Below are 24,580 nucleotides of genomic sequence, written 5' to 3'. Positions count from 1 at the left end.
TGTGAAATGTACAGGGCCCACATTTTTGTCCAAGGGATAGTACAAGGCGTAGGTTTCAGGCCAACGGTCTACAGGTTAGCAAATAACCTTGAACTTAAGGGTTATGTTAGAAACCTTGGCAATATTGTAGAAATAGTCGTTGAAGGGGAAAAAGAGATTATAAGAAGATTTATCAATGATTTGAAATTGAAAAAGCCCCCAATATCGAAAATATCTAACATAGAAGTTGAATGGGATGAAATAAACCATTTGAGTTTCACCAATTTCGAAATCAAGGGGAGTTCTTCAAAACTTAAAGGGACATCTGTAATACCTGCTGACGTTGCAACGTGTGAAGCATGCCTATCTGACATGAATAATCCAAAGGATCGAAGACACCTTTACCCATTCACCGCATGTACTGATTGTGGGCCAAGGTTTACCGTAATCGAGGAAATACCTTATGACAGGGAAAGGACAAGTATGAAGGAGTTCCCACTTTGTGAAGACTGTCAAAGGGAATACAATGAGCCATCAGATCGAAGATACCATGCGGAGGCAACATGCTGCCCAGCTTGCGGGCCAAAACTTTCATTATACGGGGATGAGCCCATCCGTGTTGATGATCCGCTAAAAGAAGCTGCTAAGATACTAGATGAAGGTTATATAGTCGCCATAAAAGGTATAGGTGGCACACACCTTGCATGTGACGCTACAAACGAAGAAACTGTTAAAAGGTTGAGAGAGAGATTAGGAAGACCATACCAGCCTTTTGCTTGTATGTCACCTGACATAGAGACAATAAAAACTTTCGCAATAGTATCAAGTGGAGAGGAAAAAGTTTTAAAGTCAAGGAGACGGCCAATTGTCGTGTTAAAGAAAAGTGACCAATATTATCTCGCCCCATCAGTCGCCCCAGGCTTACATAATATTGGTATAATGCTCCCTTATTCTGGCATACACCATATGCTCTTTAAACATGCTGAAAGACCTGCTTATGTGATGACATCCGCTAACAAGCCAGGAGAGCCGATGATAATCAGAAACAAGGAAATACTTGGGAAACTTAGAGGCATAGCTGACTATTTCCTAATCCATAACAGGAAGATAGTGAATCGATGTGACGATTCTGTTGTCCGCTTCAGAGGGGGTGACATGGCGTTCATACGCCGATCCCGTGGCTACACACCAGAACCTTATGACCTTTCAAATTTATCATCAGATTCTAATGTTATAGCATTGGGTCCTGAGATAGATGTGACATTCGCTATTTTAAACCATGGAGAATGTTATCTTTCCCAATATATCGGTAACACTACAAAATATGATACTACAAGGTTTCTTGAAGACGCCCTTAGGCACCTAATGAGGATAACCGGGACCGAAGAGGTAGATGCGGTAGCTTGTGATCTGCATCCTAGATTTTTCACAACTAAACTTGCGGAAGAGTTAAGCAGGGAACATTCAGCCCCAGTATTCAAGGTTCAGCATCATCATGCCCATGCAGCCGCCCTCGCGGTAGATTCTGGAGTAAATGAATTTGTATGTATCGCAGCTGATGGCGTAGGATATGGAGATGATGGAACGGCATGGGGAGGTGAAATACTTTATTGCTTTGATGATCAATATAAGAGACTCGGGAGCTTAGCCCCACAGAAAATGCCAGGCGGAGACCTATGCGCCATATACCCTGCTAGGATGCTCTTTTCAATCCTAGGGGGCTATCATACTCTTGATTATCTCGAAGAACTTTTCAAGGAAGAATACAAGCAATATTTCCCCCATGGCGAGAAAGAGATACAATTGGTAAGAAGGCAATTGGAAAGGGATATTAATGTAGGCATAACCACAAGCACTGGCAGGATCTTGGATTCTATTGCAACAGCACTCCATATATGTTCCAAAAGAACATATGAGGGAGAGTGTGCGATGAAACTTGAATCAGCCGCTTATAGATCTTCAAATGACATTGATATACCTTATAAGGTGGATAAATACGAGGGTAGGTATGTTCTTGATACAACAGATCTCTTATTAAAAGTGATGGAGCTTAAAAAAGCGGGTGAAAAAACCGTGGATATAGCAGCAGCAGCTCAAAGATCTCTCTCAAGGGGCTTGGCTGATATAGCTGTTAGGGTCGCTGAAGATGTTGGCACAGATATAATCGGTGGATCAGGGGGCGTATTTTATAATGAGGCTATAAGTCTCACGATCAAGGATTATGTGGAGGAGATGGGTTATAGGTTTATACAACATAGAAATTCGTGTGCAGGTGATGGTTCAGTATCTCTTGGACAAGCTGTGATCGCCACTAGGAAACTATAGCGGATTTTCTTGTAGGATTTTCTCTGCTTTCTTTTTAAGGGATTCATAAACTCTTATTAACTTCTTTAATTCTTTCACCGCCCCTTTATCACCCCTTTTTATTCTTGTTTCTATTTTCATGAGTCTTGACCATTCACTGGTGAAAAATTCCTCATCTTCTTCTATAAGGTCTATTTTGAAGGTGTTCTTGTTTATTATGATGCTGAGGTGGATGTCATTAGAAATATTATAATATTTACGCGGTCTTCCACGTTCTATTTTCTTAAAGAAGGAGTCTAGTATCCCTACTTCTTCCATGGCCCTTAAATGTTCTATTATGGCCTTCTGACCTATCTTTAGCTCCTTTGATATTTGACTTACGAATCTTGGTTCCTCCCTTAGCAGGTTTATGATTTCGCGTCTTGTCCTGCATCCCATAACATCTAATAGGGCTTCCATGTCCATGTTATCTATATTCTTTGTCATTGTTATAATCATTTGACGAAAGATTTATATAACGTTTTGTAACTATAACTCTTTTGAACCTAAAATTATAACCTTTTGTAACTTTAATAGGGTGACCCAATGCCAAAACAGAAAAAGAAAAAAAGTGAAAAAGAACTTGAAAAATGCACAAAAAGATTAAAAGAACTCAAAAAAGAATTATCAAAAAAGGAAGATGAAATAGAAGAACATATTTCACATTTGCAAAGATTACAAGCCGACTTTGAAAATTATAAAAAACAAAGAGAAAAACAAGAAACCCAGATAATAGAATACGCCAATGAAAAACTCATACTAAAACTAGTAGACGTGCTAGAGGACATGGAACGAGCCATGGACAACTGCAAAAGTCCCAAAGACTTCGAAGATGGTCTAAATCTCATCTACAGAAAATTCAACAACATCCTAGAAAAAGAAGGCCTACAAAGAATACCCACTAAAGGAGAAAAATTCGACCCATTCAAACATGAAGCAATCCAAGTAGAAAACCATGAAAAATACAAAAACGGAGAAATAATCGAAGAAATATCAAGAGGTTACATGCTAAAGGACAAGATAATAAAACCATCCCTCGTAAAAGTATGTAAAAAGGACTAAGGGGTGATTAAGTGGCGAAAAAGGAAAAAATCATAGGAATAGACCTTGGGACAAGCAACTCTGCCGCAGCAGTACTCCTAGGCGGTAAACCCACAATGATACCAAGTGCAGAAGGCGCATCACTATATGGTAAAACATTCCCAAGTATTGTCGCATTCACAGAAGACGGACAAATGCTAGTAGGAGAACCAGCCAGAAGACAGGCAATCACAAACCCAGAAAACACAATCACAGCCATCAAAAGGAGCATGGGCACCAATAGGAAAATAAAAATCCAAGACAAAGAATTCACACCACAAGAAATATCAGCATTCATACTACAAAAAATAAAAAAAGACGCTGAAGCATTCTTAGGAGAAAAAGTGGAAAAAGCAGTTATAACCGTCCCAGCCTACTTCAACGACAACCAAAGAACAGCAACAAAAGACGCTGGCACAATCGCTGGATTGGACGTAGTTAGATTAGTGAACGAACCAACAGCCGCAAGCCTAGCCTACGGACTAGATAAAGAAGACGAAGAACTTGGCATAATGGTATTCGACTTTGGAGGAGGAACACTAGACGTAACAATAATGGAATTCGGGGGAGGAGTATTCGAAGTACAATCCACAAGTGGAGACACACAACTCGGCGGAACAGACATGGACAACGCCATCATGAACTACTTAGCAGAAGAATTCAAAAAAGAAACGGGAATAGACATAATGGAAGACGACAACGCAGTCCAAAGACTGAGAGAAGCCGCCGAAAAAGCCAAGATAGAACTATCATCAACAGTACAAACCGAAATAAACCTACCATACATAACAGCAGACTCTAGCGGCCCCAAACACCTCATACATACCCTAACAAGGGCAAAATTAGAAGAACTAGTAGATCCAATCGTCCGAAAATGTGCAGGGCCAATGGAACAAGCACTAAAAGATGCTAAAATGGGTAAAGAAGACATCGACAAGATAATACTTGTAGGCGGGCCCACGAGGATGCCAATCGTCCAAAAATTCGTCGAAGACTTCATGGGCAAACCAGTCGAGCGGGGAATCGACCCAATGGAATGTGTGGCAATGGGAGCAGCCATACAAGGTGGCGTGCTCGCAGGTGAAATAAAAGATATTGTACTATTAGACGTGACACCATTATCCCTTGGAATCGAAACACAAGGGGGCATATTCACTAAACTAATCGAAAGAAACACTACAATACCCACACGAAAGAGCCAAATATTCACAACCGCAGCCGACAACCAAACAGCAGTAGACATACACGTACTACAAGGTGAAAGGCCAATGGCAAAGGACAACATAAGCCTTGGCAGATTCCAACTAGTAGGAATACCACCAGCGCCAAGAGGAGTGCCACAAATAGAAGTAACATTTGACATTGACGCCAACGGAATACTAAACGTGTCAGCAAAAGATCTTGGAACAGGAAAAGAACAAGCCATGAAAATAACAGCACCACATAAACTATCAGAAGAGGAAATAAAAAAGAAGATCGAAGAAGCCAAAAAATATGCTGAAGAAGACCGTAAAAGGCAGAAAGAAGTTGAAATCCGAAATAATGCAGACTCCATGATATACACAGCAGAAAAAACCCTAGATGAACTATCAGAGAAAATACCCTCCGACAAAAAGGAAAAAATCAAAAAATTAATCGAAGAATTAAAAGAAGAACTCAAAGGGGATGACATAACAAAGATAAAATCAAAGACAGAAGAACTCACAAAGGCTGTCCAAGAGATCGGTGCAACAATATACCAACAAGTGCAACAAGAAGGCAGTGACTCAAATGATACAATCGACGCAGATTACGAAGTAAAAGATTAACCTACCCCCCAAATTTTTTTTGGTGAACCTATGCCAAAAAAGGATTATTATGAAATATTAGGCGTTGATAGAAACGCCAGTAAAAAAGATATAAAAAGAGCCTATAGGAGACTAGCGAGGAAATATCATCCAGACGTTAGCGACGACCCCAATGCTGCTGAAAAGTTCAAAGAAATCAGCGAAGCCTACGCGGTATTATCTGATGATGAGAAAAGACAAAGATACGACCAATTCGGCCACGCTGGAATGGAAGGATTCACACAAGAAGACATATTCAGAAACATAAACTTCGAAGACGTATTCAGAGACCTGGACTTTGATTTCAGCAGCATATTCGACATCTTCGGCTTCGGCAGGAGACGAGGTCCACAAAGGGGTGCTGACATAAATTACAGACTCGAAATAACACTAGAAGATGCATACAATGGCTTGGAAACCGATATAAAAGTTCCACATACAAGAAAATGTCCTGTTTGTAATGGGTCAAGGGCAGAACCTGGCAGCAGCACAAGGACATGCACCACTTGTAATGGCACAGGACAGGTAAGAAAAGTGCAAAGAACTCTTCTAGGTCAAATAATGAACATAACAACTTGTCCAGATTGTAATGGGGAAGGTAGAATCATTGAAAAACAATGCAACAACTGTAAAGGTACAGGAACGGTTAAAAAGACGAGCACGATCCATATAAGGATACCTCCAGGAGTCGAGGACGGCTCAAGGTTAAGGATTCCAGGAGAAGGTGAAATGGGCCCAAAGGGCGGGCCCCCAGGCGACCTTTACGTGACGATAAAAATAAAACCGCACAAATTATTTGAAAGGAAAGGAGCTAACCTCTATTTTGAAAAACCAATAAGTTTCGTCCAAGCAGCTCTAGGAGATATAGTAGAAATCCCAACCATGGAAAAACCAATCAAACTTAAAATACCCCCAGGAACCCAAACCGGAACCACGTTCCGTATAAAAGGTTATGGGATGCCTCATATCAACTGGGAGGGCCGTGGGAACTTATATGTGAAAGTGAGGGTTGTAACACCACAAAAGCTGAATAAGAGACAAAAAGAACTTTTAAGAGAATTTGCAAGGATTAGCGGTGACGAGATCAAAAAAGAAAAGGGTCTGTTCCAGAGGATGAAGGATGCTATAATATATTAGATGGAGCATGCCGAGAGTAACCCCCCTTCTGTTCATGGCAGCATTCATCTATGCGGGCCACCTCTGCCTCGTACAGTACTCATTGGCAGTATTTGCCCTTGCATCCCACGGGTTGGCCGTTTCACCGATCCCCCCACTGTCAATCAACCCCTTTAATTTGGTGTGGGGTCTCATTATCATCCAATGGGGGACGTGTCGTTTCTGCTCCAGAGCCCAGCCTCTCGGCTGATGCCTTGCGGCACCGTGGATCCTGTATGATGGGGGGAGTTTCCTCAGCCCCCACACAATGAATATGTGATGGGGGCCGGTAGCTGCCCTTCGGCTTACTCCATCAAAGAATAGTATTTGATAGCGGGGCCTAGATTTGAACTAGGGATCTCGGGGTTATGAGCCCCGCGGGATCACCAGACTACCCCACCCCGCTAAATAATAGATTATATAATAACATTATATAAATCTTTCCCCTAACATTTCTTCGGATCTTATTTATCGATCATTTAACGATTTTCTGGGAAGATTTAATTTTATTAGTGTAGGGTCCCATAGAGTGGAATAACCTTATTTTTTGGTGAATGAACTCTTCTATCTTGAGGTGGGGTCAATTTTATGAGGGAGTGGTTTTTAGAATTTATTATTCACAAAAGTTCGCATACTAAAAATGGGATTTTTTTGTTTAAAGTGTTTTGGTTGAATTTTGGGGGTGCTCTACAGGTTGTGGCGATTTACCTGTATAAATTTGTGTGGATGGGGTTAGTCTCCCCAATTTTGTGTTAAGGTGGGGGGTTATTTTGTGAAAGTGTGTGATTCACTTTATTTTATCTTCTAATTTTTTAACTCTTTTATCTAGTGATTCGAGTTTTTTATTAGTATAACCTCTATATTCATTGAATCTCTGTTCTAATTCGCTTATATTACGTGATACTAGGTCTAATCTGCTTTGTAAAGTTTTTATGTCATCTTTTGTGGCTAATTCCCAGTCTTTTATTAGTTCGTCGCTTTTTTCTTCTAGGAAAGCGTCTATTTTACTTGATATTATATCTGTGCTGATGGGCACTTCTCTTACTTTGTGTATTATCCTGTCGCTCACATCGGATACTTTTTCGCTTACGCTCATGCGTCCACCTTCCTCTTCAGTAAGTTTTTCCCCCATATTATAAACACGGGATCTTAGGCGTGTCTTAAAATTACTGGATTCCATGAGATAATAATATAATAAGACTATTATAGCCCCTGCGAGTATGAGTATAGCTAAAAGTTCTAATGCGCTCATACTAATCCCTCACCTTTTTCAAAATTTTATCCATCTCTTTTTCCTTTTTTTCTATGTCTTTTAGCATTTCTTCGAGTTTTCTGAATTCTGTTTGGGCTTCTAGTCTAGCTAATCTTTCACTTATTTCACTGTGAAGATATCCTATTCTTTGCATTATATTCTTGGTATCTTTTCTTATCTTCGCTAATTTCTCCTGCTGCTCCTTTGGAAGGGGTATTGTTGTCTCCATTAAACGCTTAGATTCAAGATCCTTTTCAACAAGTGAAATTTTCCTGAGTTCTATCTCCTTCTCAAGCAATAGAACATTATTCTGCACTTCCCTGACCTTCCTCCATTGGATGGCAATTATAACTATAGCTACAAATGCTATGAAAGCCAAAATCAAAATCATTAAATTCTGGGGTATTATAATACTACCTGTAGCCATACCACTCCCTCACATATATTCTTTTAACTAACGATATATATAGGTTTATAAGATTAAAATTTCACTATTGACCATAACATGTGATCATCATGGAAGAAGAATACAGAAAAGCTGGGAAAATACTATCAAAGATCCGGAAGAAAGCCTTCAAACTCGTGCAGGAAGATCTACCAGTTATAGAACTTGTAAATTTCGTTGAAGATAATATCATAAAAGAAGGGGCTAGACCAGCGTTCCCCTGTAATGTTTCAATAAATGATATAACAGCACATTACACTTCCCCAGCCAACGACAAAACCTTGATTAAACGTGGGGACCTTGTAAAATTAGATATGGGCGCGCATGTAAATGGTTATATAGCCGACACCGCCATAAGCATCCTCGTAGGAGATCATGATAAAAATTTCGAAAAAAACTTGAAAATGATCGAAGCGTCCCAGAGCGCCCTTGAAAATGCTATAAGCATAATAAAAGCTGGTGTAGAACTTGAAAAAATAGGGAAGATCATCCAAGACACCATAAATGATTTCGGTTTCAAACCAGTAGCCAACCTCACCGGTCATAGTATGGATAGATGGATACTACATTCAGGGTTATCAGTACCTAATATTAACGAGAAAAATACCCATAAACTCGAAGAAGGAGATGTTCTCGCCATCGAACCATTCGCAACAGACGGCATTGGATATGTAACCGACATGCCTCAAACATATATTTTCAGATTCTTAAGGGATAGACCCCTCAGAATAGCCCATGCAAGAAATGTTCTCAAAAAGATAAAACAAGAATACAAAAGTTTACCATTCGCCCAAAGGTGGCTAACAGAACATTTCGACCCTAAGAGACTTAACGCTTCCATGAGACTATTAATACAATCACGGGCGATCTATCCATACCACGTACTCCGAGAAAAGAGTGGCGCATGGGTATCACAAGCAGAACATACAATAATCGTTGAAAAAGACAGCTGCCAAGTTATAACTGAATAAAAACTATTTTCTCGCCAAAACTTTATATACCATTTTCGCAGAAAGGAATAAGATATAGAAGATTTTTTTCACATCATGTTTGGGGGGTTCAATCCTCTTCTCTAAAATTGGGGGTGAATTCTATGATCTTAGAAGGGCCAGTAGGCCTCTATCTTAAAGGTCTAATTGATGATCTTTTAGACGACATTGAAAAGAATGTGAATGGTAAAGTAGCATTAGATTTAGGTTGTGGGTATGGATATTATACAGTGGATTTGCTTCAGAGAGGATATGAAGTTGATGCTGTTGATATTTCAAGAAATTCAATCCAGATGACCCGAAAAAAAATTGAGAAAATGGAAAATCATCCAAAAGTCAAACTACATAATATAAACGCGTTAAAATTCCGACCAGGGAAAAAATATGATCTTATAATCTGTTTTGAAATGCTAGAACACTTATATGAAGATTTAAAGTTATTAAAATTGATCAATTCATGGTTAAAAGATGATGGAGTTCTATTAATCAGCGTACCCCACAATGAAAAGCTTTGGAACATAAGAGACGAGCAAGCCGGCCACCTTAGAAGATACTCCAAGGACGAAATCAAAAATAAATTGAAAAAGGCAAATCTAAAACCTACAAGGATACTATGCTACGGTTTCCCATTCATCAGATTATTCCTAGGAACCTATTTAAAAATTGAGGAAAAAATGCAAAAAAAGACCATAAAGGAGGACAAAAGCAACGTCCCACAAACCCTGCCAACTCTATTAAGGCGGATGAAAAAAATGAGCGCACCCATACTAAAAAATCTTTTCAAATTCGACAACTTGTTCATTAATAGCGATCGAGGTTTTGGATTAGTAATAATGGCCAATAAATTACCCAAAAGGAGTGTTAAGGACTTTGCAATACAAAGAAAATAAAATCCAAGTAAAAAAGGGTGATATTACTAACATCAAAGTTGATGCTATAGTTAACCCTGCGAATTCTTATGGTCTAATGGGTGGAGGCGTGGCCCTATCAATAAAAGAGAAAGGAGGAGCTGATATAGAAAAAGAAGCGATTTCAAAGGCGCCCATACCAGTAGGTGAGGCCATAGCAACAACCGCAGGGAAATTAAAGGCAAAGTATGTTATACATGCACCTACAATGGAAGAGCCTGCACAACCATCAAATATAAGAGCAATAAAGAAAGCGACACTTGCAGCCCTAAAAAAGGCGTCTGAACTTAAAATTTCATCAATAGCCTTTCCTGGTATGGGCACAGGTGTCGGTAGAGTGCCAAAAGACAAAGCAGCCCAAGCCATGATAGAAGCCGTAAAAGAATCCCCTGAAGAAATAGAGAAAATACTATTCATAGCATATAACCAAGAAATGTACGAGGCATTTAAAAATGCTATGAAAAATCTTTTAAGTAGAGGTGAGTTGATATGAGGAGTAATTTTGCCATTGCAAGTATAGCTATTGGAATATGCGCTTTCATACAGCTTCTTGGAGCAGAGAAGGCAATATTAGCAATAATATTCGGCATACTAGCCCTCAGAGAAATCAAGGAAAAGGAGCTAAATGGAAAATATCTAGCCATTGCAGGGATAATCATAGGTATAATCTATATGATACTTTTAATAGTCATATTACCCTCTATAATGAAGATACTGCCAAAAATATAGGCTCTAAAATAAAAAAAGAATAAGAGGATTAATAGGGTGTGGGTAACCCCATCTCCTTCCTCTCGGCAATAGTCTTCTCTGCCTTTTCCTTTTTCTGTGATGCCAACTTTTCAAGCAATCCTAGGCCCGGTTTAACCTCTTCTATAGGTTTGGTCTCGAATAAACCTGCTTCAAGCGCATCCTTGAATATTGACTCCCCCGTATCCGTTCTTAGAAATACGGTAGACCATCCGTCGGGAGTGCCTACAGATCCTGTTGACACATCTGCAAGTTCAGCTACATAATCATTGCATACTTTGCAACCGGCTTGTTCATATCCATGGGTTTCTTTAAGTGGTAGAGTGTAGACATCATCCTGGGTGTAGACCCAGAATTTTCCTTTACCTATGTCCATTTTCTCTACTAGTTCTAGGCTGAGTCCCATCTTTTCAGAGATGAATGTCTGTAATGAACTGTACGAGAAGTTCTCCATGCAGAATATTCCAATGAGTAATTTTATCTTATCAGCGAGGAATCTGACACCGAATGGATATGTTTGCATCTTCCTTATACCCATTAACTGGCAGGGTATGCCCACTGTACCTAGTTTTTCTATACCGTATTGTCTAACAGCCTTTTTAAGCATCCAAACATTTGGAGAGAACGTGTACTTTGTGCCTGCAGCTGCTTTCAGCTCATCTGATGTCATTGCAACCATAGGTTCTGGTTTCCAGAATTCATCTCCTGGACCAGCGACCACTGCACCCTCAATTATCTTTTCATCGAGAGCATATGATAGTAGTCCTGTTACAATCCCACCGTCCTGTGCAATCTTCAAAATCTCTTTATCAGTTGATCGGGCAGCAAATACTTCTTTGTATTTTCCTAAAACCATCTTCACAGCCTCCCTATAATCCTAACTCCTTCCTTATCTGTTCTTCTGGCCACCAACTCCTTGGGCATTGGACGTAGCATATTCCACATTTTATGCAACGGTCATTGTTGAGTTCAGGTCTTCCATTAACCATTTCAAGGGCTCGGGTCTGGCATGCCATGGCACATGTACCACAGCCTATGCAAAGGCCCTGGTTAACTATTTTGGTCTGCAAGTCGCATCCACAAGCCTCATTATAGCCTGCAAGATCTAACATAGGTTTAAGGTAGTCCATGTCATCGTTTAAAAGTGCTACAACGGCTTTGGCTATGATCTCGGGTGAGGGTGGGCATCCTGGCAGTGCCAAGTCAACATCTATTATAGATGATATGGGTACGAAAGATTCGTGTGCTGGTTGTGCTTGTTGGCCTCCTCTCGCATATCTTGTGAAGCAGCCTGTTGCAGCGCATGATCCAAATGCACATACTAGTTTGGCTTTTTCTCTTACCTCCTTCAATTCTTTTATGCTGTGCTCATCTTGCAGGCATACGGATCCTTCTACTAGGGCGAGGTCCATCTCGGGCATTTCCCATACATCCACCAAGGTATGTCCGTAAACTATCTCTACCATGTCAGTTAGTAAATCTGCAAGGATGTCGTAATTTTCTGTTAACGACATTGCATCTCCTGTACACCCACTTAGGTGGATGTAACCTATTCTTGGTTTTGCTTTTTCTTCTTCAGCCACTTTCTCAACCTCCTCTTTTGGAACTTCAACAGGTTTTTCTTCCTTTTCAGGTTTAGCCTCCAATCCTAAAAATCTTTTAATACGGGCAATTAAGCTCATTGGTAAACCCCAATTTCTTTTAAAATCATCTTAACCGCCTTGGGAATGGCCTTCTCGACTGGGGGTGTGAGGCCCATTTCCACGTAGGGGGCGGATATTTCCTTTGGTTTACACCCTATTACCACCACTTCGATTTTTTTGCTGAGTTCATGGAGGGGCTGGTTCACCGGCCATGAATGCATGTTCTCATAGGATCCTTTTGGGATCTCTTCAAGATCAAATTTTCTCAAGGTTCCGGGTTCTGCGTCGAATTCCACGACGTCCACGACTATTATCTTCCTCCAGGATTCGTGGGGAAGTGAGAACACATAATGTGGGCCGCCGGTACCTGCATCTATGAATAGAATGTTATCTGGCATTTTCTTGTCCTTGAAGTGTTCTTCAAGGGCTTGGATTACTGCCGGGCCGAAGCCGTCGTCCTTAAATAGGATGTTTCCACAGCCCACTACTAGAATCTCAGCTTCGTATGGCATGCTTTAGATCCTGACCATTTCACTTTTTATAGGAGTTTTATCTTCGTCGTCGATGACTATCACGTGGGTTGCACATGATAGACATGGATCATATGCCCGTATGACATGTGGAGCATAGTCATAATGGAAGCCTTCGGTTGCGGGCCCCATTGTTGGTATATTCCATGTTGTTGGGACAAGTGCGCTGTAGAATTGTATTTTACCATCGGCTACTTGGGCCATGTGAACGTCTAATCCTCTTGGTGCTTCTATTGCACCAACACCTAGTTTGCCTGTTCCAGTTATGTCAACGTCTGCCATTACTGGTGCTGAAGTGTCAAGCTCATCTAATATTTCAATGGCTCTTGAGAGTGCGGTTTTCATTTCAAGCGCCCTGGCGACGTGTTGTGCCACAACGCCTCTTTCTTTGAAGCCTTGGAATTCGACAAACCTGGCTCTTGGCCCTACTTCCACGCTTCTTCCATCGTATAAGGGTATTGTTGAACATGCTCTTTTGCCTATTTCTGGGTCGTCGTACCAGCTTTCTGGCATGACTTCTGTGAAGCGGTCTAGGTCGAATTTTGTCCTGTCACCATATATTTGGTGTGTTGCCAGTGTTGGCTGGTTGTGTGCTCCTAGTCCTTCTGGGAGTCCTTTTTCTTCGACTAAGCTTATTATGAGTTCTACGTGTTCGTTTACTTTTGGTTTGAGTTGTTTTAGTCTCGTGTATAATCTTTTTCTTGCGAGTTCTGTTATGTTATCTGCCATTCCCCCTATTCTAACATCTGAGGGGTGTATACCTTCTCCAGCAACCATGTCCACTACGTATTGGGCGTTTTTCCTTATCTCTGATACTGATTCTATGGCTGTTTTCATGAGGTTTTCAGGTACGAAGTCTTGTGCTATGAGGAAATGGTGTATTGCATGACTGTTTACGTGGTGCGCGGCTAATGTTAATTCTCGGAGTAATTTAGCGGCTTTTGGGGGTTCGATGTCGAGTGAATCTTCCACGGCTTCTGTTGATGCTAATGTGTGGGGTATGGGACAGACTCCACAAATTCTCTGTGTGAAGACGGGTGCTGTTTCAGGGGCCTTCCCAAGTAGCATCTTTTCAAGACCCCTTACAGGAGTAATACTGAAGTATCGCCCCTTTGTCACAATCCCTTCGTCATCGACTTCCAAGACAAGTTCTGCGTGGCCTTCCTGTCGAGTAGTCGGCGATATAACAATCCTTTCGCTCAAGTGTATCACCTCTTCTTTTTAGAATTCAAAAAAACCATCAAAGTTATATAAATATTTTTAAATGTTATAAGTTTTTCAATTAAAAAAAAAGTGAAAAATATTTATACTAGAATAAAAAATTAACAGAAATTAATAAAATCATAAAAAAATATGAATGGATAATACTATACAATTTTTATATTAAAAAAACATAATATGATCTGATAAATGATAGAAGGTGAAAATCGATGATAGACTCAAAGATTATAATTTCAGTGACGATAGTTTTAATCATCGGAGCCATCGCAGCAAGTTACCAGATAAGTAACAATCCCGAAATTTTATGGCAACCAACAAACCCTGATGGCACAATCCCACCCTCACCAGGGACCGGGGATGGAGCAGGAGGAGCTAGCGGAGCAGGTGGCGGTTCAACAGGCGGTGGTTCAACAGGTACTGGGGGTGGCGCAAGTGGAAGTGCAGGGGGATCTGGCAGTTCTTCAAATGGTATTAGCATTGGAAGTAATGGAGGTTATCCCGTGAGTCCATCAGAAGCCCAAAATATAGCTCAAGGGTACATAAAAGAAAAAGGCGCTACAGCAGGAACCCCACGCCTCGTCACCATAGGCGGGGAACCAGTATATGTAGTGCCAATAGAAAAAAATGGTAAAATCATAGGAGAAATCCATATAGACCCCATCACTGGTAAAAACATAGGAGGGGGCGGTGGTGCACCACCATGAAGGTCGAAACAAAAAATGAATCATGCACAATAGTATCTGAAGAAATTGAAAACGCCATAGTCCTCGAAGGATCCCCAGGGTTGGGTCTGATAGGTAACATCGTAGGATGGCTCCTAGTAGACGACCTCAAAATGAGGGAAATAGGATACATCGATTCTAAATATTTCCCACCCTTAGCAGTCCTCTACAGGGGTGTTGCAATACACCCCTTCAGAATATATGAAGGAGAAGGACTAGTACTCTTCCTATCAGATTTCATCCTACCATCATCAGTAGTCTACGACATGACCAATGCAATGGTAAAATGGATGAAAAGGAACAATAGCAAAGAACTAATAACATTTAACAGCGTCATCGTAAGACAAAAATCACACCTAGTCGCAGGAGCAGCTAACAGTAAAGACGCCTTGAAAAGACTTGGAGAACTGGACATACCCATACTACCATTCGGAAATATAAACGGGATCTCAGGAACATTACTAACAAGATGCGCCATAGAAAACATACCAGCATCTTGCCTATTCGGCGAGATACTAACACCCTATCCTGATCCAAGAGCAGCAGCAGAAGTAGTCGAAGTCCTCAATAAAATGCTAGGCCTCGAAGTAGACCCAAAACCATTATTAGAAGAAGCCCAAGCAATCGAATCAAGACTTAAAAAATTAGCAGAAAGAGTGCACAAAACAGAAACACCCACAACACCAACAGAAACACCAATATACATGTAAGAGACAAATATTTATATACTAAAAATTTACAATTTTTTTATCCATAGAATAGAAGGGCCCGTAGCCTAGCCTGGATAGGGCGTCGGACTTCTAATCCGAAGGTCCCGGGTTCAAATCCCGGCGGGTCCGCTACAAAAAAATATTCACCATGGGGGGCCCGTAGCCTAGCCTGGATAGGGCATCGGACTCCTAATCCGAAGGTCCCGGGTTCAAATCCCGGCGGGTCCGTTCACCAAAAGAAGATTACACTTAATCCAGCTGATTCTCATATTTCGATACCCTTAATATACCCTAATCTTTAATATCCTTGATCCATGAGCACTTGTGTCATTGACTTAAAATCCTATTTGAAATAAGCGTCCAAGGTGTTTTCTGGAAATCTTATTTCACCGTATCTGCCCCCACCACCAGGTATTATGATGAGGGAACCGTTCCTAAAAGCTTTTATTGCAAGGGCGGTTTCGCCATCTACTTCCCTTATTCTATCTAATGGAGCGTCAAGGAGCGCTTTTATTTCATTGCCGAACTCTTCTACAAGTTTTCCCCAAATCCTCTGGACATGACGTGTTGTAACACCCTTCCCATGCTTCATGCTAATTATTTCGGCAAGTGGCATGATATGGATATAAGGTGGGCGATGGCTTGGATGATGTGGCTTTTTCCATGTGGCTATTTCATGGATCCGATAATCTACACCCTTTTTGATGGTCCCACCACATGAACATTTCATGCTAAGTTTTATGGCCTCCTCAGGTTCATAGACTTTGTAACAGCGCGTGCATGCTGTGAGATGATATTTACCAAGCCTTGGGTCGAAACCATAATTTGCACATATATTCTTCCTTATTATAGACCTTTTAATAGAAGAAAAAGAAATTTCATCTACCTCTAATTGGTTGAATTCTCTGCCGAGACGGTGCGGCCAAGGGGAATGTGCATCGGAATTCGTCAAAAATGGTATGTCTTGAAGTTCTTTTATCCTGTCAGCCATGTCTGTGTCGGCTGAAAGGCCCAATTCCAGAAAATCAGGTGCTTTGCCATAACAGTCCTTGTAACTATCATAGGATTTGTATAAGCTGGTCCATGGTGTGAATGCATGGGATGGGCCGATAAGACCATCATATTCATGTACGAGGTCCATTATCTCCGACCCTCGCATTCTAACCTTGGGTCTGCCCTCTTTGTTAATGTTGGATGATGGTAACTTTTCTTTTAATTCCATGGCTGTTTCTATGGATGGTAAAATTAGGAGATGATGGACTCGTCTCAAGTCTTCAACTTCACTTGTTATTATGAAATCGCAGTCTTCATGGGAATATATACCATCCTCTGTGGCCTCTGTGGTTTCTATGATCATTTTAAGCCACTTGGGGTGGAATCCGTCACCGGTACCTACAAGGTCTAGGCCTTTAAGTTTTGCTTGTGGGGCTATGTTCTCTATTGTCATCTTCTGGGATGTTGCTTGAGAAAAGCAACTGTGTATGTGTAGATCCGCGTTTATTATCATCTGGGATCAGCCTATGTATCTGAGGTCTTCTTCGCCTGGTTTGAGCGTCATCCTCTCTATCATTTCTTGTTCCATTTGCTGAGCCTTTGATATCATCTTACGGGTTTCCCTAGCTCTTTCTTCAAGTTTTTCGGTGTCTATTTCTAAGTTTAGTAATTCCATGAGGACGTTGAGCAGTGCTCTCGCGGCCTCGGCATCTATATAATATCCTGGTGTTTCACCCATGAGACAGACGCCTTCCATCCCTCTGAGACTTCCCATTCCTAGTAGTAAACCTGAGGCACCGATTATACCACCATCAGCTGACCTTAAAATGACTCCATGCTTTTTTAATTTTTTGGCAAGCTCTATGTTGGTGGCGGCGCCGTAGACTTTTGAAACTTCGACTGGTTGGCCTGTGGCTAATCCTCCGAGGGTGTATATCTCTTTGACGCCATGTTTTTCCACAAAATCTAGTATCATGCCACAGATTTCATATTGTCCTTCTGGTGAAAGTCCTTGTGTGTTACCAATTAGTATTATGTAGTCTCTTTTTTCTTTGCCGACTGATTTCAGGTAATAAAATTCGTTTTTCATAGGTTCTATAATGCCGTTGTCATCCACTAGAACTTGTGGAGGAAATGATGGTGAGTAAAGTTCTGCGAATTTAGTGGCCTCTAATTCGTCGATGATATGATCAGCGGCTAATTTTCCCACGTGTCCTATACCTGGTAGAGCTTCTATGAATATTGGCTGATCTAATTTCACTTCTTCTAAAACCTTTATTATTGTTTCTTTCATTTTTACCCCCCATTATTTGTTAAATAGCATTTGTTTTTTTAAAATGCGCCTATATTTCCCATATTTATCCTCTGGGGAATATTTTGGCGGGGCTACATTCCTTGTTTTAATCCCACAATATGGGCATTTTTCTTTTAATGTGTATTCTCCACAAGAAGAACATTTTCGCATTTTCATGTTAATTCACGATGGAATTCTCCTTTTCCTCCTTCTTTCGTTATGATATCTATACACTTCTCCGCGGCCTTTTTAAGCTTCTTTTCGGCTGTTGGATAATCTGTCGATTTAACTACTAAACGGTAACGGGGTGCTCCAACAGCCTGTACAACTGCCCCTACTTTCTGAGCAGCCTTGAGGGCCTTTTTAATTATCTCTATACCATTAGGTGCATAGGATTTAATATCAACATAACCAGTTACTTGAACCTCTGGGGGTTTTATATTCTTCTTAGCGACTTTGGTAATCGCCTTAGCCCAATCTTTGGGGATTCCCTCTTCTATTAATGCTTTTTCACCTTCATCTGCTGCTGTTTCAAATGCACCGTAAAGATCGCCGAATATGTCCATCAGATCATAGCCTACTTCTTCATAGGCTTGATCAAGGTTTTTACCTAGACTTTTAGCTGCTAATTCTAAAAACTTTTCAGCCTTTTGTTCAATCTTCCAAGTTTGTATCTTTTTACGTCTCTGATCATCTCTTATACGTTTCATGGAAGCGTCGACATGTCCCTTTTCAGGGTTGACTCTTAACACCCTAGCTACGATCTTTTGATTTTCCCTGACAAAATCTCTTATATTCTTAACCCAACCAGATGAAACCTCTGAAATGTGTATGAAAGCTTCTTTACCAGGATATTCTTCAAGTTTTGCGAATGCACCATAACTTAAAACTTTATGTACAGTTGCAACTACTAATTCACCTTCTTCAGGCCACTCTTTTCTCCTTCTAACCATGAAAACACCTTAGTCTAAAACCTCTAGGATCTGGGCCTTTATTTTTGCTTTGCCACCAGTTGGTTCAACTAATGTTTTACCACATATTATGCATTGTACATAGGATGCGGCCCTGTCGAATACTATCTGTTGGTTTCCACAATCTAGGCATTTAACCCGTAAAAAGTTGCTCCTACTCTCATAGAACATGGCCACACCCTCCAATTATGTGGTGAATTCGACTCTTCCAACTCTGAATGTTCTTCTTTTTGTGTGGGATTTTCCGCATTCTTTACATTTTAAGCGTAAGTCTAATTTTTTCACGGGTTTATTACCTGAGGGTAATGGTCTTGGATATCCCCTGTAACCTGCGGTAACCCTCCTGAATTGTCTCTGACCCCATTTTAATTCGCTTGCTTTACGCCTTTTTGACTCTAGTATTTCATGGATGGTGTGTTTCCTACAATGTGGACAGTAAGTCCTTCTTTCCTTTGGAATCTTCATTTTGTAATCACCTCGGAATACCATTGTAATGTGAAAAAAATAATCTTCATGATAATTATTATTTTTTGCATGCTATTATATCAATGATCGTCTATTTATAACTTTGGTAGTGTTAGATTATTTATGTTTAATAAGCCGTCCTTTGCCAGAATCTACAAATATCCTTGCGGTGATTGATGGTAATCTGACAATATCTTGGGGTTTGAATGGTCCATAGACTTTTTCATCGACTCCAACAACTGCCGATGGCACCTCATCATATACTATGAGCGTTTCGATTTCGTTTTCGGCAGATTTTATTCTTTTTTCATTGGATTTTTCTGTGTTTGTTGGTTTGCTTTGTAATATTGGGAATACTCTAGAGCGGTGTTCAATTAAAAGACTTATAATAGATGAATATAATTTCTTTTCTTCAGGGGTTAGATTAGGTGGACTTTTATCCTCTAGGTCTAATTTGGGGTTTTTATTGAAAAGATTATATGATCTTTGGACGTTCATGACCGCGATATCAGTTATTTTATGTTCCCTACGTTCGCATATTTCCGTGGTTATCCTTTGAACATCCCTTAAAAGGTGGTGTCCCCTGCTATTTAATGGGTCTTTGCTTAAGGTGCCCATGAGTTTCTTCATGTAATCATGGGTTTTCTTGTAGAAGTCATCACCTACCCTTGCAAGTCCACGTTTGTCTCTCTCCTTTTTTTGTATTCTCCTAAGTTCCCTGAAGAAATCATCCAAACCTATTCATCCCCATATTATTCTTCGGCTTCTAAGCGTGGTGCAAGGAGGAAGCTTAATTCGCCTTCATCATTTGGCATTTTTAATGTTAACTTGAGGGGCATGTCATTTCCAAGGTTTATAATGGCTGTTTCAGAAAAGCGGTCGGCTCTTAGCATCTCTTTGATCTTGTCGAGTGAATATACGCTTCTCGCGGGTTCTTTTATTTTTTCGCCATGATAATATTCTATCATGGCATCGCCAAATTCTCCTGTGGCAGATACTATGAATTTTTCTTCGTCAACCTTGAATGTGATCTTATCAGAGAATATGTCGATATCTGCTATCGCATCTTTCAAAAGCGAAAATGGAACCTCAAACTCGTTTTCATATCCTATCTCTGGGGGCTGAGGGGTTTCATACTCGATATCTATTAATCTTATCTTGAATTGGCGTGTGGCCTCGCCTTCAAAGGTTAATATAAGGTTGGTATCATCACTTGTCATTATTAGACGATCACCTGCCCGGGCGCGTCTGAGGACCTTCATGAGTTCCTCTGTATCTATGTTGATCTTTTCAGGTTCTGGACATTCGTATTCATCAAAAAGTTCTTTATGAAGTTCAAGGTGTACGAAGGTTATATGGCTCCTGTCAAGGGCATCTAATCGCATGCCTTCACTGTCTACTTGTATTTGGACTTCATCAACAATCGATGAAATAGCATCAAAACTTGTCCGTAGAATGTTAGGGTCATTCAGTTCCGCCTTAAACATTTATAGTCCTCCTCAACTTTCTCTTTAAAAATTCTTGTAGGGGGGTATGATCTTTCATGAAAAGGAATATTCGATGTTATTCTTTTTATCTTTTTTTATCCTTTTCATTTTCAACAGCTTTCATCTCAGTATAGATGTCAGCTAATGGTGTTTTTGAAATGATTTTATCTTTTAGTGCAGTTACTATAATTAGGATCCCTATTATCATGAGAAAGGTTGCTATAATGGCGTGTTCACCAAATATGACATTATCTGCTACCTTTTTAACGGGTGAATTCAAATATAGAATGCCTAATATTAGAAATAGTATGCCTATGAAAACGCCAGCATATAATATAATTTCGCTTTTCTTATCCTCTAAAATCTTCTTGGTTTTTTCGAATCCTATCATATCTTGTGGGTTGTATTTTTTGAATTCTATCTTGGGGATATTCTTTTTCAAATCTTTAAAGATTTTATTGAGGTCTTTAATCGTATTCCCTCCATGTATATTTACATTTGGTGCATCTTAAAAAGCGGGTTTCGGCTTCATCGGCCCTTCTTGTCTGTTGCATCCACCAAAACGCTTCTTTATTCCCACATTTCGGACATTCGGCCTTGGTTGTGGGGAGGGTTTTAACATCTTCACCTGTGAATATGACGCTTTCCTTGCTTTCAATCTTCTCAGCTATCTTGTACTTGTTCGATAATTCCTTTGTGATCTTCTTTTCATATCCACATTTACATTTAAACTTTTTTTTGTCTGGGAACATTATAGCTCCACATTTTGGACAAAATTCCATCTTCTTCCTCCCTGATTATGAAGAAACTATTCATTGATATTTTTACCAGTGACCTCTATTCTGTACATTTTTACTTTTTATAATTTTTTATGAATTTGTATGCATCCTTGAGTATTGTGGCATGATCAAATGCTAATTTTATCTTCTTCAGTTCTTCCCATCTGAACTTGGAAACTTCACTGGCATCTGTATCTGCCTTTAATTTTCCACCAATTTGATGGGCTATGAAACATATGCTTATAACATGTCCACGGGGGTCGCGATCTGGATCTGAATAAACACCTAGAAGATGATCTAACTCTACCTTTAAGCCTGTCTCTTCATATGCTTCTCTTAAAGCTGCTTCCTCAACTTTCTCCCCATATTCTACGAAGCCGCCTGGAAGCGCCCAGAACCCTTTATATGGGTCTTTCTTTCTTTTGATGAGTATGATATTATCATCGGGGCAGATGATAACAATATCCACTGTTAGCAGAGGATTCTTGTATATTTTGATCACCCTCTACGTCTAGGCGTTACCCTTGGATTCGCCCTTTTCAACTCCTGCTGCGATAAGATGGGCTGCTCTTATAGGCTCTGGGATCGCGCTCCTTGTTGTTGAAATCTTAACTATCTCTATGGCATCCTCCAATTTTATACCCTTCACTTGTATGTAGATGGTGTCCTCAACCTTTACTGGGTATATTTCACCAGCCCTTTTTATAGCATCCCATCGCCGCTCCCAATCCTCAAATTTTCCTTTGAGGGCCTTCTTTATCCTTTTAAAATCAGGTATTTTCCTTATAACAACTATAATCGGCAAACCAGTATCTTTGAATACCTTTTCCACGTCAACGACATTGAAACCGCCTAGTGTTATCCCATCTAGCATTATAACACCCAATTGGTCGAAGTGTCTTGAATTTTTAACCATTTCAATTATCTTAGATGTAGAATCAGTTCCATCAACTTTTATATGGGTTGTTAGAACACCGTCCAACCATGAACCGCCCCTAAAGACTGTGCCAACAACCAGAACATCATCTTTAGTATGGGGCGTGAATGGGGCGTCATCGATCCCTAAAATTCTTATCTCGGATTTTATCTTCCTGAATCTTTTCTCTTTCATGGACTAGACCGCTTTATAAGATCCTTGAATTCTTTAGACTTTTCTTTAAGCGTCTTAGCCGCTCTTTTAAGGGATTTTCGCGGGTTATCCCCTCTTATGTACATGTGGGGTTCCCCTATTATGGGATGGTCTATGGAATATGCCACAGCTTTCACGGTTTCGTCTTCTAATAGTATTTTACGCAAAGCATTACAGAGTGTGTGGGTTTCACCTTCAAATATTATTTCCATTTCATCTTTTTCATCGCGGATAATCTTCACTTTCTCTCCTCCAATACTATTTGAGCCTATAATCCGTGGAGAGTTTCCTTTTCTCCCTGTTTCCACAATTTGGGCAGACAACCTCATCTTTTCCTGCTTTTTTCATGAAGTGTCTGCAACGGGTACACATAGCCTTTATAACCCCAAGGCCTCTCTGGGTGGTTTGGAGGTCTATACCAGTTAATCCCACTAGTCTGCTTACACGAGCCTCAACTATGTCACCTATCCTAAAGGCTTCTGTCAACTTTGATAGGTAGCCATTTGTCGCTTGTGAAATGTGAACTGCACCCACGAATGATGTTACGGGAGCTCTTGAACTGCCCTTAACATGGTGTATCTTCACTAGGGCCCTCTGACCCTTCACTTCAATAACTTCTCCGATGACTACTACACCCTCTTTTAATAGTGGGGGTGTTTCTGTCTTTGATATGACTTTTATGCGTTTATTTTTCTCATCCCTTGCAACTTCGCCTACAAAGAGTGATTTTATTTTACCCTTTTCTTCGTATGTCCCCTCTGCTGGTACGAATTCTTCTATTACTGCTAAAGAGTCCCCGGGAAAAACAAAATCCCCAGATTTTGCCTTCATCAATTCACCTCAATAAGATTAATATAAAAAAATAGTGTAAGTCCTTCTAAATTTACCTTTTTATTTTCTCATATATATACTTTGTATACCTTAGAATATGATTTCATCTAGGGTATAATCCTCCCATCTTCTTTTATCAAGGACCATCTCCAATTCTATGGGAGTTAAAATGGGCTTATCATACAGCTGATAATCATCTATGGGCATTCTTGGACAAGCAGAAACTACAAAAGCATCCAATTCCCTGAATGGGACGAGTAACTGTGGTGAAATATCCTCTAATATTATTATGAAGGCTTCTCTTCCGGACTCTTCAAGGACTTGCTTCAGGTTGAGAGCCAATGACAGCCTCTCCTGACCCTTCTTAGATGACATTATAACCCCCCATTTCTCAGCTTCTCTCGCCCTTGTAATGGTCGCGAATCTTATTCTTAAAATCCTATCAGCAAAATCTTCAATGTTTTTTGCCTTTCCAGTGTATGGATCTGCCGCGATAACTGGTTTCCCTGTGGATAATCTTATACCAAGGGGGTGGAAATCTCCACTACCAATAAATAAGTAAGCATCCACATTTAATTTTTTAACCGATGAGAAATTACAACCTAAAACTTGTCCCCTTTTCGTGCCCACCCCTTCGGCTGATAAAGCCCTTTTTCCATGATCTTCCAAAAATTTTATGGCTTCATCAAGTAGGTGTAAGTGTTGTGTTGTGGTAGCCACTCCTATTTTTTTATGTGCGGATAATAATCTGAGGGATGACCTGAGGGCTGGTATTATATCAATTTTGGCGTATGCTTCTATGAAAATGACCGGGATCTTATAATCGAGTGGTAATGGTGTATGACCATAATGGATTAGAAGATCGACTATATTCTCTAGTTTAGTATCTGCAATGTCACATGCGCCATAACATGGATCGGCGGATATTATAACAGTAACCTCGAGTTCTTTTTCAAGTTGCCGGGCCAGCTTTAATGCATGGATTTTAAGGCCGTCTGGGAACTGTAATCCTATTATCCTGGGATTATGCTCTTTAATCTTTTCTATGACTTTGCGTGTTTCAAATTGGTAATCTGCCAAT

General features: G+C 40.2%; 32 protein-coding genes, 3 tRNA genes and 1 other RNA gene. 12 read left to right on the top strand and 24 right to left on the bottom strand.

Features of this window, described 5'->3' with window-relative positions:
- Positions 1-6: 6 nt before the first annotated feature.
- A complete protein-coding gene (gene hypF, locus QFX38_00865) occupies positions 7-2,304 on the top strand; it encodes a carbamoyltransferase HypF (GenBank protein MDI9623429.1) in 2,298 nt (765 codons plus the stop codon).
- Here hypF and QFX38_00860 read toward each other — a convergent pair.
- Positions 2,299-2,769 (bottom strand): ArsR family transcriptional regulator, encoded by a 471-nt coding sequence (locus tag QFX38_00860; GenBank protein MDI9623428.1) that lies wholly within the window; start codon positions 2,767-2,769, stop codon positions 2,299-2,301. The genes hypF and QFX38_00860 overlap by 6 nt on opposite strands.
- A 99-nt stretch (positions 2,770-2,868) precedes the next feature.
- Between QFX38_00860 and QFX38_00855 the strand changes: the two genes are divergently transcribed.
- From QFX38_00855 to dnaJ, 3 genes are read left to right on the top strand one after another with little or no spacing between them, the layout of a single operon-like run.
- The gene (locus QFX38_00855) at positions 2,869-3,384 is read left to right on the top strand and encodes a nucleotide exchange factor GrpE (GenBank protein ID MDI9623427.1); all 516 of its coding nucleotides are present in this window, start codon (positions 2,869-2,871) and stop codon (positions 3,382-3,384) included.
- An 11-nt stretch (positions 3,385-3,395) separates the two neighbouring features.
- The gene (gene dnaK, locus QFX38_00850) at positions 3,396-5,210 is read left to right on the top strand and encodes a molecular chaperone DnaK (GenBank protein ID MDI9623426.1); all 1,815 of its coding nucleotides are present in this window, start codon (positions 3,396-3,398) and stop codon (positions 5,208-5,210) included.
- A 30-nt stretch (positions 5,211-5,240) separates the two neighbouring features.
- Positions 5,241-6,365, top strand: coding sequence for a molecular chaperone DnaJ (gene dnaJ / locus QFX38_00845; protein ID MDI9623425.1), 1,125 nt, complete (start codon positions 5,241-5,243; stop codon positions 6,363-6,365).
- A 5-nt stretch (positions 6,366-6,370) separates the two neighbouring features.
- On the opposite strand, the gene rnpB is transcribed toward dnaJ, so the two are convergent.
- From rnpB to QFX38_00825, 4 genes are all read right to left on the bottom strand, one after another.
- Positions 6,371-6,692, bottom strand: an RNA gene (gene rnpB, locus QFX38_00840) — RNase P RNA component.
- A gap of 22 nt (positions 6,693-6,714) precedes the next feature.
- Positions 6,715-6,789: transfer RNA gene (locus tag QFX38_00835), tRNA-Met, on the bottom strand.
- Positions 6,790-7,170: 381 nt separating this feature from the next.
- Positions 7,171-7,635 (bottom strand): hypothetical protein, encoded by a 465-nt coding sequence (locus QFX38_00830; protein MDI9623424.1) that lies wholly within the window; start codon positions 7,633-7,635, stop codon positions 7,171-7,173.
- A gap of 1 nt (position 7,636) precedes the next feature.
- The gene (locus tag QFX38_00825) at positions 7,637-8,062 is read right to left on the bottom strand and encodes a hypothetical protein (GenBank protein MDI9623423.1); all 426 of its coding nucleotides are present in this window, start codon (positions 8,060-8,062) and stop codon (positions 7,637-7,639) included.
- Positions 8,063-8,151: 89 nt separating this feature from the next.
- On the opposite strand from QFX38_00825, the gene map reads away from it, so the two are divergent.
- The 4 genes from map (at position 8,152) to QFX38_00805 (ending at position 10,706) form a co-directional block, all read left to right on the top strand.
- Entirely contained in the window at positions 8,152-9,051 is a 900-nt protein-coding gene (gene map, locus QFX38_00820; GenBank protein ID MDI9623422.1) for a type II methionyl aminopeptidase, read from the top strand.
- A 122-nt stretch (positions 9,052-9,173) separates the two neighbouring features.
- Positions 9,174-9,959, top strand: a complete 786-nt coding sequence (locus QFX38_00815) for a class I SAM-dependent methyltransferase (GenBank protein MDI9623421.1) — start codon at positions 9,174-9,176, stop codon at positions 9,957-9,959.
- Entirely contained in the window at positions 9,940-10,470 is a 531-nt protein-coding gene (locus QFX38_00810) for a macro domain-containing protein (GenBank protein MDI9623420.1), read from the top strand. The genes QFX38_00815 and QFX38_00810 overlap by 20 nt, the downstream gene beginning before the upstream one ends.
- A complete protein-coding gene (locus QFX38_00805; GenBank protein ID MDI9623419.1) occupies positions 10,467-10,706 on the top strand; it encodes a DUF4190 domain-containing protein in 240 nt (79 codons plus the stop codon). The genes QFX38_00810 and QFX38_00805 overlap by 4 nt, the downstream gene beginning before the upstream one ends.
- A gap of 28 nt (positions 10,707-10,734) precedes the next feature.
- On the opposite strand, the gene frhB is transcribed toward QFX38_00805, so the two are convergent.
- Genes frhB through frhA form a run of 4 tightly spaced genes read right to left on the bottom strand, consistent with a single transcriptional unit; the run spans position 10,735 to position 14,100 of the window.
- Complete coding sequence (gene frhB, locus QFX38_00800; GenBank protein MDI9623418.1) at positions 10,735-11,580, bottom strand: coenzyme F420 hydrogenase subunit beta; 846 nt, start codon at positions 11,578-11,580, stop codon at positions 10,735-10,737.
- 13 nt (positions 11,581-11,593) lie between these two features.
- Positions 11,594-12,406, bottom strand: coding sequence for a coenzyme F420 hydrogenase subunit gamma (gene frhG, locus QFX38_00795; protein ID MDI9623417.1), 813 nt, complete (start codon positions 12,404-12,406; stop codon positions 11,594-11,596).
- On the bottom strand, positions 12,403-12,879 hold the full coding sequence (frhD, locus tag QFX38_00790; protein MDI9623416.1) for a coenzyme F420-reducing hydrogenase, FrhD protein: 477 nt from the start codon (positions 12,877-12,879) through the stop codon (positions 12,403-12,405). Before frhD ends, frhG begins: the two co-directional genes overlap by 4 nt.
- Positions 12,880-12,882: 3 nt before the next feature.
- Positions 12,883-14,100, bottom strand: coding sequence for a coenzyme F420 hydrogenase subunit alpha (gene frhA / locus QFX38_00785; protein ID MDI9623415.1), 1,218 nt, complete (start codon positions 14,098-14,100; stop codon positions 12,883-12,885).
- Between the two features lie 227 nt (positions 14,101-14,327).
- Here frhA and QFX38_00780 point away from each other — a divergent pair, with 227 nt between their 5' ends.
- The 4 genes from QFX38_00780 to QFX38_00765 all read left to right on the top strand — a co-directional run bounded on the left by QFX38_00780 (position 14,328) and on the right by QFX38_00765 (position 15,778).
- Positions 14,328-14,822 carry a PepSY domain-containing protein gene (locus QFX38_00780; protein MDI9623414.1) on the top strand — a complete coding sequence of 165 codons (495 nt, stop codon included), beginning with the start codon at positions 14,328-14,330 and terminating at the stop codon, positions 14,820-14,822.
- Positions 14,819-15,550, top strand: a complete 732-nt coding sequence (locus QFX38_00775) for a proteasome assembly chaperone family protein (GenBank protein MDI9623413.1) — start codon at positions 14,819-14,821, stop codon at positions 15,548-15,550. Before QFX38_00780 ends, QFX38_00775 begins: the two co-directional genes overlap by 4 nt.
- Positions 15,551-15,604: 54 nt before the next feature.
- Positions 15,605-15,679 (top strand) — tRNA-Arg (locus QFX38_00770).
- Positions 15,680-15,703: 24 nt separating this feature from the next.
- Positions 15,704-15,778 (top strand) — tRNA-Arg (locus tag QFX38_00765).
- A 115-nt stretch (positions 15,779-15,893) separates the two neighbouring features.
- Here QFX38_00765 and QFX38_00760 read toward each other — a convergent pair.
- The 15 genes from QFX38_00760 to dph2 form a co-directional block, all read right to left on the bottom strand.
- Positions 15,894-17,057, bottom strand: coding sequence for a TIGR00375 family protein (locus QFX38_00760; protein ID MDI9623412.1), 1,164 nt, complete (start codon positions 17,055-17,057; stop codon positions 15,894-15,896).
- A 6-nt stretch (positions 17,058-17,063) separates the two neighbouring features.
- A complete protein-coding gene (locus QFX38_00755; GenBank protein ID MDI9623411.1) occupies positions 17,064-17,837 on the bottom strand; it encodes a proteasome assembly chaperone family protein in 774 nt (257 codons plus the stop codon).
- A gap of 12 nt (positions 17,838-17,849) precedes the next feature.
- Entirely contained in the window at positions 17,850-18,014 is a 165-nt protein-coding gene (locus tag QFX38_00750) for an RNA-protein complex protein Nop10 (GenBank protein MDI9623410.1), read from the bottom strand.
- The gene (locus QFX38_00745) at positions 18,011-18,790 is read right to left on the bottom strand and encodes a translation initiation factor IF-2 subunit alpha (GenBank protein ID MDI9623409.1); all 780 of its coding nucleotides are present in this window, start codon (positions 18,788-18,790) and stop codon (positions 18,011-18,013) included. The genes QFX38_00750 and QFX38_00745 overlap by 4 nt, the downstream gene beginning before the upstream one ends.
- Before the next feature lie 9 nt (positions 18,791-18,799).
- Positions 18,800-18,979 (bottom strand): 30S ribosomal protein S27e, encoded by a 180-nt coding sequence (locus QFX38_00740; protein MDI9623408.1) that lies wholly within the window; start codon positions 18,977-18,979, stop codon positions 18,800-18,802.
- A gap of 15 nt (positions 18,980-18,994) precedes the next feature.
- The gene (locus QFX38_00735) at positions 18,995-19,273 is read right to left on the bottom strand and encodes a 50S ribosomal protein L44e (GenBank protein MDI9623407.1); all 279 of its coding nucleotides are present in this window, start codon (positions 19,271-19,273) and stop codon (positions 18,995-18,997) included.
- A 117-nt stretch (positions 19,274-19,390) separates the two neighbouring features.
- Positions 19,391-20,008, bottom strand: a complete 618-nt coding sequence (locus QFX38_00730; GenBank protein ID MDI9623406.1) for a hypothetical protein — start codon at positions 20,006-20,008, stop codon at positions 19,391-19,393.
- Positions 20,009-20,025: 17 nt separating this feature from the next.
- Entirely contained in the window at positions 20,026-20,760 is a 735-nt protein-coding gene (gene pcn, locus QFX38_00725) for a proliferating cell nuclear antigen (pcna) (GenBank protein MDI9623405.1), read from the bottom strand.
- Between the two features lie 85 nt (positions 20,761-20,845).
- Positions 20,846-21,202 carry a hypothetical protein gene (locus tag QFX38_00720; protein ID MDI9623404.1) on the bottom strand — a complete coding sequence of 119 codons (357 nt, stop codon included), beginning with the start codon at positions 21,200-21,202 and terminating at the stop codon, positions 20,846-20,848.
- A 25-nt stretch (positions 21,203-21,227) separates the two neighbouring features.
- Positions 21,228-21,542: a transcription factor S gene (locus QFX38_00715; protein MDI9623403.1), complete on the bottom strand. Its 315-nt coding sequence runs from the start codon at positions 21,540-21,542 to the stop codon at positions 21,228-21,230.
- Between the two features lie 70 nt (positions 21,543-21,612).
- Positions 21,613-22,038 carry an NUDIX hydrolase gene (locus tag QFX38_00710; protein MDI9623402.1) on the bottom strand — a complete coding sequence of 142 codons (426 nt, stop codon included), beginning with the start codon at positions 22,036-22,038 and terminating at the stop codon, positions 21,613-21,615.
- Positions 22,039-22,050: 12 nt separating this feature from the next.
- On the bottom strand, positions 22,051-22,650 hold the full coding sequence (locus QFX38_00705) for a DUF99 family protein (GenBank protein ID MDI9623401.1): 600 nt from the start codon (positions 22,648-22,650) through the stop codon (positions 22,051-22,053).
- Entirely contained in the window at positions 22,647-22,910 is a 264-nt protein-coding gene (locus QFX38_00700; protein MDI9623400.1) for a DNA-directed RNA polymerase subunit L, read from the bottom strand. The genes QFX38_00705 and QFX38_00700 overlap by 4 nt, the downstream gene beginning before the upstream one ends.
- A gap of 16 nt (positions 22,911-22,926) precedes the next feature.
- Positions 22,927-23,499 (bottom strand): exosome complex RNA-binding protein Csl4, encoded by a 573-nt coding sequence (locus QFX38_00695; GenBank protein MDI9623399.1) that lies wholly within the window; start codon positions 23,497-23,499, stop codon positions 22,927-22,929.
- A gap of 90 nt (positions 23,500-23,589) precedes the next feature.
- Entirely contained in the window at positions 23,590-24,579 is a 990-nt protein-coding gene (gene dph2 / locus QFX38_00690) for a diphthamide biosynthesis enzyme Dph2 (protein MDI9623398.1), read from the bottom strand.
- Between the last annotated feature and the right edge of the window lies 1 nt (position 24,580).

Source organism: Methanothermobacter sp. (genome assembly GCA_030055615.1).
GTDB lineage: Archaea > Methanobacteriota > Methanobacteria > Methanobacteriales > DSM-23052 > Methanothermobacter_A.
This window is presented reverse-complemented; position numbering and strand designations above follow the sequence as displayed.